The organism is Clostridium sp., from assembly GCF_040797585.1.
Lineage (GTDB): Bacteria > Bacillota > Clostridia > Clostridiales > Clostridiaceae > Clostridium_Z.
This window is the reverse complement of the sequence record NZ_JBFNEO010000327.1, coordinates 1-1,553: the sequence shown is the minus strand read 5'-3', so window position 1 is coordinate 1,553 and position 1,553 is coordinate 1. Positions and strand designations below refer to the sequence as shown.

Here is a 1,553-nt window from a genome sequence, read left to right as displayed (position 1 = left end):
TTAAAAATCCTATAAAGTGATTTAAATAATAGTTGTTATAAAAGCTGTGTATTTCTAGATTCTATAAGAGTTAACAACTAGTTTATGGATATATTATACCGTTATTTTCCATATATTTATATGATTTTATCTGATAGCTACAAGCTGCAACATTCCCATCATCTTTAAAAGTGGGGGATAACAGTAATATACTATTATTTCGAACCACTATAGGATAAATTTGACCTTGTAGTGGTTCTTTAGTTTACAGTATACTTTTTTGTATAATAATATTATGAGCAGATATTATAGTTAGAGGTGTAAATATGAATGCAAATATTAGACCAGTATGGGCTGAAATAGATTTAGATGCAATAGCACATAACATGAAGGAAGTTAAGAAGTTATTAAAGGATAAAGAGATAATAGCAGTTATAAAGGCAGATGCCTATGGCCATGGAGCTATTGATGTGGCACCAGTATTATTAGAAAATGGAGCTACAAAGCTTGCAGTAGCAGTTATAACAGAGGCTATGGAACTTAGACATGTAGGTATTGATGCTCCCATAATGATTTTAGGTTATACACCTATAGATTTTGCAAAACAATTAATAGAAAATGATATAGAGCAGTCTGTATATAGCTTAGACTATGCAAAGGAATTATCAGAGGAAGCTGTAAGAAGAGGGAAGAAAGCTAAAGTCCATATTGTTATTGATACAGGTATGGGAAGACTAGGATTCTTACCGAATGAAGAAAACTTTAAGGAAGTTTTAGAAATATGTTCTTTAGAGGGACTTCAAGTAGAGGGGATATTTACTCACTTTGCAAGCTCTGATGAAGAGGATAAGGAGTATACCTATGACCAGCTTAGAAGGCTAGAAGAATTTTGTGATAAGCTTTCTCTTAAAGGGGTAAATGTAAAAGTTAAGCATGCGGCTAACAGTGGAGCCATAGTAGATTTACCAGAAACCTATTTAGATGGAGTTAGAACTGGTATATTGTTATATGGATATTATCCATCTCAAGATGTGGATATGAAAAAGATGAACTTAAAGCCTGCTCTTACTTTAAAGACAAAGGTCGCTTATGTTAAAAAGCTAGATAAAGATATGTATATAAGCTATGGTAGGACTTTTAAAACAGAGAGAGAAAGTGTAATAGCTACTCTTCCTATAGGTTATGCAGATGGATATTCAAGACTTTTAAGTGGAAAGGTTCAAGTTATAATAAATGGTAAGCTTGCCAGAGTAGTAGGTAGAATATGCATGGATCAATGTATGATAGATGTGACTGATGTAGGAGAAGTAAAGGTTGATGATGAGGTTATACTTCTTGGTCAGTATGGAGATTTAAATATTGATGCAGATTATATAGCAGAGATGATGGGAACTGTTAACTATGAAGTTATTTGTATGATTAAACAAAGGGTTCCTAGGGTATATATTAAAAATGGAGAGATTACAAAGATTAGAAATTATTTTTAGTTTATAGATTTATAGGATTTTTAGCTTGAATCTTAACTTATACATGCACTTAAATCCTTTAAAACCTTGGATTTTAAGTAGTGCATA

General features: G+C 31.9%; 1 protein-coding gene. It reads left to right on the top strand.

Annotated elements, in window-relative coordinates; genetic code table 11:
• The first annotated feature begins 305 nt into the window (after positions 1–305).
• The gene (gene alr, locus AB2369_RS13230; RefSeq protein ID WP_367666937.1) at positions 306–1,466 is read left to right on the top strand and encodes an alanine racemase; all 1,161 of its coding nucleotides are present in this window, start codon (positions 306–308) and stop codon (positions 1,464–1,466) included.
• Positions 1,467–1,553 lie beyond the last annotated feature (87 nt).